This window comes from uncultured Fenollaria sp., assembly GCF_934202865.1.
Classification (GTDB): Bacteria; Bacillota; Clostridia; order Tissierellales; family Peptoniphilaceae; genus Fenollaria.
In genome coordinates this window covers 1-6,903 of the sequence record NZ_CAKPYL010000059.1, presented here as the reverse complement: position 1 = coordinate 6,903, position 6,903 = coordinate 1, and the positions used below count along the sequence as shown (strand labels likewise).

At 34.0% G+C, this 6,903-nt stretch carries 7 protein-coding genes; all 7 read left to right on the top strand.

Annotated elements, in window-relative coordinates; all coding sequences use genetic code 11:
- Positions 1-453, top strand: a 453-nt coding sequence (locus Q0E71_RS06065) for a peptidylprolyl isomerase (RefSeq protein WP_294797018.1), incomplete at its 5' end; no start/stop codon positions are given.
- Positions 454-477: 24 nt separating this feature from the next.
- Positions 478-1,119, top strand: coding sequence for a 50S ribosomal protein L25 (locus tag Q0E71_RS06060; RefSeq protein WP_294797017.1), 642 nt, complete (start codon positions 478-480; stop codon positions 1,117-1,119).
- A gap of 261 nt (positions 1,120-1,380) precedes the next feature.
- Positions 1,381-2,511: a rod shape-determining protein RodA gene (gene rodA, locus Q0E71_RS06055; RefSeq protein ID WP_294797015.1), complete on the top strand. Its 1,131-nt coding sequence runs from the start codon at positions 1,381-1,383 to the stop codon at positions 2,509-2,511.
- The gene (locus Q0E71_RS06805; protein ID WP_367116827.1) at positions 2,508-4,607 is read left to right on the top strand and encodes a glycine C-acetyltransferase; all 2,100 of its coding nucleotides are present in this window, start codon (positions 2,508-2,510) and stop codon (positions 4,605-4,607) included. Before rodA ends, Q0E71_RS06805 begins: the two co-directional genes overlap by 4 nt.
- Positions 4,607-4,909, top strand: coding sequence for a DUF503 domain-containing protein (locus Q0E71_RS06040; RefSeq protein WP_294797014.1), 303 nt, complete (start codon positions 4,607-4,609; stop codon positions 4,907-4,909). Before Q0E71_RS06805 ends, Q0E71_RS06040 begins: the two co-directional genes overlap by 1 nt.
- The gene (gene nth / locus Q0E71_RS06035; RefSeq protein ID WP_294797012.1) at positions 4,890-5,537 is read left to right on the top strand and encodes an endonuclease III; all 648 of its coding nucleotides are present in this window, start codon (positions 4,890-4,892) and stop codon (positions 5,535-5,537) included. Before Q0E71_RS06040 ends, nth begins: the two co-directional genes overlap by 20 nt.
- The coding region (locus Q0E71_RS06030; protein WP_294797009.1) for a VanW family protein at positions 5,534-6,903 on the top strand (1,370 nt) is incomplete at its 3' end. The genes nth and Q0E71_RS06030, both read left to right, overlap by 4 nt.

The window sequence follows — 6,903 nt, the reverse complement described above, 5'->3', positions numbered from 1 at the left end:
GATACTTACTCAGCTGCTAACGGCGGTAATATGGGCGAAGTACAAGCATCTACTATGCCTGAAGAGTTTTTAAACGCAGTAAGCGCTACTGAAATTGGTTCATACTCTAAAGTATTTAAGAGCGATATGGGCTATCACATAGTTAAAGTTGATGACAAGAAAGATCAATTAGAAGATTTAAAAACTGAAATCGAACAAACTCTTAAGAGTCAAAAATTCATTGAATATATGAAAAATCTTAGAGCAAATGCAGAAGTTAAGAAGATGGATTTACCTGAAATAAAAGATGACGATGTAAAGACTAAAGAAGAAGACAAAGATGCTGATACAAAAGAAGACAGCAAAGACACTGAAAAAAATGATGACAGCAAAGATGCTGAAACAAATGATGACAGCAAAGATGCTGAAACAAATGAAGACAGTGAAGCTGAAGACAAATCAGAAAATAAATAAGTAATAAATTTTAAGGAGGATATTATGGCTGAATACAAATTAAAAGCAGAAAAGCGTGAAGCTGTAGGAAAAAATAAAGTTGATAAAATTAGACAAAACGAACAATTACCAGCAGCAGTATTTCAAAAAGGAAAAGAAACAGAAAACATCACTATTGATGATCTAGAATTTCAAATGTTATATCAAAAAGCAGGTATGACAAGTGTTATCGATCTTGATATCGATGGAACAGTAAGACCAGCTATCATTAAAGAAATTCAAAGACATCCATTCAAAAATCAAATCTATCATGTTGGTTTCCAAGGAATTAACATGGATGAAAAGATTAAGATTGAAGTTCCAGTTGAATTACTTAACAGAGATGAAATCAGAAAGCAACCATCTGTATTAAATCAACAACTTGATAATATCGAAGTTTTAGTATTACCAAGCAATATTCCTGATAGTTTCTCAATTGACGTTCAAAACATGGATTATGATGACTCATTCACAGTTAAGGACCTAGTAGGAGACAACAAAGATGTTGAAGTCCTTATAGATCTTGATGAAGTTGTATGTTCATTAGCAATGCCAAGAGAAGAAAAAGAGGAAGAAGTAGAAGAAACTTCAGCAGCTGACGTACCTGTAGTAGGTAAAGAAGAAAAAGAAGAAGCTGACAACGAATAATATTAATAATTATATGGCCTTGCCGCTCGTTATGAGTAGCAAGGCTTTTTATTTTGCCTAAAATCATTCTTGTAAAAACGTATTTAGAAAATCGTTTTGCGCGTTTTGTGCTTAAGGCAAAAAATTATTTTATTGAAATAAGATTATTAAGAATATTAAGAATATTAAGAATATTAAGAATATTTAAAATAATAATCGCTTACTCCTTGACTTATAACTGCCTTTATTTTATAATAAATATGTATGCAAAGGGAGAGTAATATGATTAAAAAACCGAAATTTAGAGTAGATATAATACTTGTCTTATCAATACTAGCGCTGCTTGCCTTTGGAACCATCATGGTGTATTCAACTACACTATCATTTTCAAAGCCAGTGCAAAACGGTCTAATGAAGACACACTTTTTGTCTTTAGCATTAGGCATAGTTATTATGTTTGCTTTAATGTTAATTGACTACAACATTTGGGGCAAATTATACTTAATAATATACGCTGGCTGCATCTTATTATTGATTGCGACACTTATCTTCGGTAAGACTGTTAATAATGCCAAGAGCTGGATAGAGATTGGCTCAAGATTTTCATTTCAGCCATCAGAGTTTGTTAAAGTAGGCCTGATAATTTCACTAGCTAAATACATAGAGAAGAATATAGAAAACTTAAATAATCCATTTGTTTTACTTAAGATATTAGCTTTTGCATTTCTACCAGTTGTATTAATATTATTACAACCAGACGTAGGAACAGCAATAGTTTATGTGTTTTTTATCTTTATCATGCTATTTTCACAAGGTATATCGATAAGATACGTTATCTACGCTATAGGCTTAGGTGTTTTATCAATACCAGCTTTATGGTTTTCGATGAACCAATATCAAAAGAACAGAATATATGACTTTTTGGATCCTACAAGGGACGCTATGGGATCAGGAAGACAGGTAATTCAAGGTAAGATTGCTCTAGGCTCAGGCAAATTATTTGGTAGAGGTTTATTCAAAGGCACACAAAATATGTATAAGTACGTTCCAGAGAAGCACACCGACTCAATCTTCGCTATAGTAGGTGAAGAAACTGGCTTTGTTGGAGGCGCGATAATGATTTTCTTGTACTATAGTATGCTAAGAAGAATGATTATCATCGCTAAAAACTCTGATAATGTTTTTGGATCAGCCATGGTATCTGGATTTTTAGGAATGTTTTTCTTTCATATAGTGCAAAACATAGGCATGATACTTGGGATACTTCCAGTTACTGGTATACCGCTACCTTTCATAAGCTATGCGGGAACCTTCCAGCTAACGAGTCTTGCTTGTATTGGCTTGGTTCTTTCTGTTAATTACAATAGAGGAGCTACAAGATTCACTGACGATAGCTTAGAACTACTGAAATGATTATCAAGCACAGCGAAGTAGATAAATTAATTAAAAAATATGGCGTAGACGCCTTTAGAATTACAGACGCAGAAAGGCTTGAAGCTATTGGCACGGCAGCAAATGAATTTACAAAGTATAGTGAAGAAGAGAGACTAAATCCAAAGGATCTTTTTCCGAACGCAAAGAGCATAATAGTTTTTGGACTGAGCTATAATTATAAAAAAGCTATGAAAAAAGATGGAACTTATTTGCTGTCAAGATCTTCGTACGGCTATGACTATCATAAAGTGCTTATGGATAAGCTTAAAAATATCGATAGAGAGCTCTTTAATGTTGAAAAATCAGAGAGTCACATCTTTGTAGATACTGGTCCACTAGTAGAAAGACTACTTGCACAAAAGTCAGGCCTAGGATTTTTAGGCAAAAATACATGTATTATCAATCCAAACTTAGGTTCTTTTATCTTTATTGGGTATATAATAAGTAGTGAGCTGAGTGATTATTATGATGAAAGCTTAAAAATTGATTGCGGCTCGTGCGATATTTGCGAAAGAGCCTGCCCAAACGAAGCGCTATGTGACTATAAGATGCAGATGTCTAAGTGCTTGTCATACATCACACAAAAGAAGGGTGAGCTAAACGATTTTGAAAAGAAGAATATAAAGACTTACATATATGGCTGCGACATTTGCCAAGAAGTATGTCCATACAATAAAAACGCAAAAAAAATATTTCATGAAGAGTTCCACGAGTTAGATGACTATGGCCTAGTCTATAAAGATGATTTTAAATTAAGTAATAGAGAGTTTAAAGAAAAGTACAAAGCCATGGCCGCTTTATGGCGTGGCAAGAAAATACTTGAAAGAAATGCAAATATTATAGATATAAATAAGAATGATTTATTTAATGAAAGGAAGGGTATTATGTCAAATGTACACGAATTAGGATTTTTAAGAGACAAAATCCAAGAGTTAAAGGATCAAGGAGTTTATAGAAAATTACCTATACTAAGCTCACCTGATGATGCTGAAATTATTTTAAATGGTAAAAAGGTAATTAACTTATCTTCAAACAACTACTTAGGTTTTGCTAATAACCCTAGAATCAAAAAAGCTTCTATCGAAATGGTAGAAAAATACGGAGCAGGTTCAGGAGCTGTTAGAACTATAGTTGGTAACATGGATATCCATGAAGAACTTGAAAAAGTTTTAGCAGAATTCAAGAGAGAAGAAAGAGCCTTCATCTATCAATCAGGATTCAACTGCAACTCTGGTACTATCCAAGCAGTAACTGAAAAAGGCGATTTAATCATCTCTGATGAGTTAAACCACGCTTCAATCATCGACGGATCAAGACTTTCTAAAGCAGATAGAGCTATATTTAAGCACTCTGATATGGATAGCTTGGAAGATGTTTTAAAAGAAAAGAGAAAGAACTATAGAAACGTACTTATTATAACTGACGGTGTATTCTCAATGGATGGAGACATTGCTAAACTTCCTGACATTGTCGATTTAGCCGAAAAGTATGAATGTATGACATATGTTGACGACGCTCACGGATCTGGCGTTCTTGGTGAAAATGGTAGAGGTACTGTTGACCACTTCAATTTACACGGAAGAGTTGACTTCTCAATCGGTACTTTATCAAAGGCTATAGGCTGTATAGGTGGCTATGTAGCTGGCTCAGAAACTATGTACGAATGGTTAATCCATAGAGCAAGACCAGTATTATTCTCAACAAGCTTAACACCAGCATCAGTAGGAGCTATAACAGAAGCTATCAAGATGCTTATGGAAAGCAGCGAATATACTGATAAACTTTGGGATAACGCTAAATACTTCAAGGAAAAATTAGGCAAACTTGGATTCAACACAGGTAACAGCGAAACACCTATCACTCCAGTAATCATTGGCGAAGAAGCAAAAGCTATGGAATTCTCAAGAAAACTACTTGAAAACGGCGTATTCGTTTCAGCTATAGTATTCCCAACAGTTCCAAGAGGAACAGGCAGAGTAAGATGCATGGTTACAGCAGGACACACTAAAGAACAACTTGACGAAGCATGCAGAATATTTGAAAAAGTTGGAAAGGAAATGAACATTTTACAATAATGTTCGTTACAAATATGCTTATCAGCATAACTATATATGATGCCTTGAGCTTAAAAGATAAACGCATGGTAGTTAAATCCATAGTTGAAAGGATTAAGTCAAGGTTTAATGTATCTGTTTGTGAAGCTTCTGACAATGATAAGTGGCAGATAAGTGAATTAGGCTTTTCCTTCGTTTCAAATGAAAGTAAATATAACGAGAAAACTATCGAGAAGATTATTAACTTTATCGACAATGACGATAGAGTTGAAATTATAAATATAGATAAAGAGATGTATAGTTATGAGAAAAGTATTAAATAAAAAAGAAGTAAATACAGTTTTGGACATACTGCGTCAGGATTATCCTGACGCAGGTCCTGAGCTGCATTTTAGAAATGAATTTGAGCTTTTGATAGCAACGATATTATCAGCTCAAACCACAGATAAGCAAGTCAACAAGGTTACTGATGTGATGTTTAAAATCATGCCAGAACCTGTAGATTACATAGAAAGACCGCTTTCTGAAATAGAAGAGATGGTTAAATCCATAGGTTTTTTCAGAAACAAGGCAAAAAACATACAAAAGACTTGCGAGATACTAGTACATAAATACGATAGCCAAGTGCCAAGCAGCTTTGAAGAGCTAATAGAATTACCGGGAGTCGGTAGAAAGACTGCAAATGTTGTCTTAGCTAACGCTTTTGGTGAACAGAGGATAGCTGTTGATACTCATGTTTTTAGAGTGTCAAACAGAATCGGTTTGGTTAAAGAAGACAATGTCTTGGACACTGAAAAGGCGCTTATGAAAAAGCTACCGAAGGATACTTGGTCACTAGCACATCACCTCTTAATCTTTCATGGAAGAAGAGTGTGCAAGGCGCAAAGGCCACTATGTGAGCTTTGTAATTTAAGTGAAATTTGTTTATACAGAAAGGGAATTGATAAATGAAAAAAGGATTAGTAATATTTATAGTACTAATATTGATTTTAGGCGGTGGTTACTTTGGCTATACAAAGTATAGTGAAGGAAAAAGAATTGAAGCTATGGAAGAAGCTCTTAAAGGAGATAATATTTATAGCAATATTATCATAGACGGCATAGACGTTGGTGGCCTATCTAAAGAAGAAGCAAAGGACAAGATACTTGCTGCAAAAGCTGATGAATTAGAAGGCAAAAATATCAATATTAATGTAGAAGATAAAAGCTATACATTTGAGCTAAAAAATCTAGACCATAAGATGGATGTAGATAAGGCCATAAACGAAGCATACGAATATGCTAGAGAAGGCGAACTAGAAGAGAGATATAATAAATTAGAGGCTCTTAAAGAAAATCCATTGAACATAGCCATAGATAAAGAGATTGATTACTCACATGTCGATGATTTTGTAGCTATAATTGCAAGTGAGATTGACACAGAAGCAGTAAACGCAGAATTTAGCGTGAATAATGGTAAGATCACATCTACAGAGAGTAAAGATGGGAAAAAATTAGATAGAGAAAAACTTAAAAACGATATCTTAGATGCTATTAACAATAGCACAGATACAATTACTGCAAGTGTAGAAACTATTGAACCAGAAAAGAAACATTCTGATCTTGAAAGAATAAATGGACTTATAGGCTCATTCACAACAGATATAAGCTCTAGCTCAAACGAAAGAAAGACAAACATCAGAGTGTCATCAAACTCTGTTTCTAAAAAACTATTGCTTCCTGGAGAATCATTTAACTTTAATAATGCTATAGGAGACATAACAGCAGCAAATGGATATAAAAATGCTCACGTCTTAAAGGGAGGAGAGTATGAAAATGGTTTAGGAGGAGGCATGTGCCAAACTTCAACTACGCTTTATAACGCACTTGTTAGAGCGGGAGTTAAAATACTTGAAAGATACCCTCACTCAAGAGCTGCAAACTATGTACCAAAAGGACAAGATTGCGCGGTTTGGAAAGGATCTAAAAACTTAAGATTTCAAAATTCTTATGACTTTCCTATATATATAGATTCAAGCGTTACAAATAACAAAGTAACATTTTATGTGTATGGAGATAAAACAAAGAAAGATTACGATATAAGCTTTAAATCAGAGATAGTTGAAGTAATTAAATCAGAAACTATTGAGAAAGAAGATCAAAGCCTAAAAGCTGGCGAAAGAGCTGTTGACGTAAAAGGATACGATGGCTATAGAGTTGTAACAAACAAAATTGTTAAAAAAGATGGAAAAGTAATTTCGAATAAACAGTTTACAAAGGACTATTATCCAAAGAGAGATACTGTAGTTAGAGTCTCTACTAAAACTGCTGGTGAAGA

Bases quoted from the DNA above. Each gene is read 5' to 3' on its own strand.
- Q0E71_RS06060 (WP_294797017.1), top strand. From the start codon at position 478: ATGGCTGAATACAAATTAAAAGCAGAAAAGCGTGAAGCTGTAGGAAAA.
- rodA (WP_294797015.1), top strand. From the start codon at position 1,381: ATGATTAAAAAACCGAAATTTAGAGTAGATATAATACTTGTCTTATCA.
- Q0E71_RS06805 (WP_367116827.1), top strand. From the start codon at position 2,508: ATGATTATCAAGCACAGCGAAGTAGATAAATTAATTAAAAAATATGGC.
- Q0E71_RS06040 (WP_294797014.1), top strand. From the start codon at position 4,607: ATGTTCGTTACAAATATGCTTATCAGCATAACTATATATGATGCCTTG.
- nth (WP_294797012.1), top strand. From the start codon at position 4,890: ATGAGAAAAGTATTAAATAAAAAAGAAGTAAATACAGTTTTGGACATA.